We start from the raw sequence: 1,806 nt of genomic DNA on the forward strand, positions 1-1,806 counted from the left end.
TTCACGCTCGCCCAGCTTGAGCCGCTGCACCACCGCCGCTTTGTCGCCCGGCAGCACCTCGGCAATCACCTCGCCCGCCTCGGCCCGCAGTCCCAGGGTCTTGGCCATGGCCAGGGCCGCGCCCCGGTTGTCGCCGGACACCATGAACAGGCGCAGGCCCTGCGCCCGCAGCCCGGCCAGCGCCGCGGCCGCGCCGGGTTTGGGTTCGTCGGCGAACGCCAGCAGGGCCAGCGGCGCCCACAGCTTCGCGCCGTCCGGGCCGCCGTCGCCCTGCGCCGCGAGCACCGACACCGTGGCGCCTTCGGCCTGCAACACCTGCGCGCGCTCGGCCAGCGGGCCCAGGCTGGCGCCGAGTTCGCCCATCCAGCGCAGGCTGCCCAGCGCCAGCGGCGCGCCCTGCACCATGCCCCGACTGCCGCGCCCGGCCACCGCCTGCACGTCCTGCGCCGCGTCGGGCGACACCACCAGCCCCCGCGACACGGCGGCCTCCAGCACGGCCCGGGCCAGCGGGTGCGCGCTGTGCGCCTGCAGGGCCGAGGCCGCCCGCAGCACCGCCAGCTCGTCCACCCCCGCAGCCGCCTCGATCACCCGAAGCCGCGGGTGGCCCACGGTCAGCGTGCCGGTCTTGTCGAAGGCCACGGTGTCCACGCGGTGCGCGATCTCCAGCGCCTGCGCGTCCTTGATCAGAATGCCGTGCTGCGCCGCCACGCCGGTGCCGGCCATGATGGCCGCGGGCGTGGCCAGGCCCAGCGCGCAGGGGCAGGCGATCACCAGCACCGCCACCGCGTGCAGCAGCGCCTCTTCCGCCGACGCGCCGGCGTAGAGCCAGCCGCCCAGCGTGACCAGCGCGATCACCAGCACCACCGGCACGAACACCGCCGCCACCTGGTCCACCATGCGCTGCACCGGCGCCTTGGCGGCCTGCGCGTCCTGCACCAGCGCGATGATCTGCGCCAGCACGCTCTGCGCCCCCACGGCGCGCACCCGCAGCTCCAGCGAGCCTTCGCCGTTGAGCGAACCGCCGGTGACGAAATCGCCCACATCCTTGGTCACCGGCATGGCCTCGCCGGTCAACATGGATTCGTCGGCCTGCGAATGGCCCAGCAGCACCTCGCCGTCGGCGGCGAAACGTTCGCCGGGCAACACGCGGATCAGGTCGCCGGGCAGCAGCTCTTCCACCGGCACGTCGGTCAACTCGGTGCGCTGGATGCCGTCGGGTAACAGGTGCGCTCGCTCGGGGCGCAGCGCGTGCAGCGCGCGGATCGCGCTCGTGGTCTGGCGCTTGGCGCGCGCTTCGAGCCATTTGCCCAGCAGCACCAGGGTGATCACCACCGCCGAGGCCTCGTAATACAGGTGCACCATCTCGCCCGGCTCGGCGCGCCACCACAGCCAGGTGGACAGCGCCCAGCCCGCCGTGGTGCCAATGGCCACCAGCAGCTCCATGTTGCCGGTGAGCGCCTTGAGCGCGTGCCAGCCGACCTTGTAGAAACGCGCGCCCAGCCAGAACTGCACCGGCGTGGCCAGCGCGAACTGCACCCACGAGGGCAGCATCCAGTGCCGGCCAAACAGGTCGCCCACCATGGGCAGGGCCAGCGGCGCCGAGAGCAACAGGCCCGCGAGCACCGGCAGCAGGTCCAGCGGAATGCCCATCCAGCGCTCACCGACGCCGTCGTCCATGGCCTCCAGGGCGCGCGGCTCGTAGCCCGCGTCGCGCACCGCGCGGCGGATGCGCGCCACGGTCTCGGCGTCCTGCGCACCGCTCAGGGTGACGCGCGCCGACTCGGTGGCCAGGTTCACGCTGGCGGC

General features: G+C 74.0%; 1 protein-coding gene. It reads right to left on the reverse strand.

Translation table 11 applies throughout. From position 1 onward, the window contains the following. A partial coding sequence (locus V6M57_RS15205; RefSeq protein WP_332815844.1) for a heavy metal translocating P-type ATPase occupies positions 1 to 1,806 on the reverse strand: 1,806 nt, incomplete at both ends.

Source organism: Ramlibacter sp., assembly GCF_036676645.1.
Lineage (GTDB): Bacteria > Pseudomonadota > Gammaproteobacteria > Burkholderiales > Burkholderiaceae_C > Ramlibacter.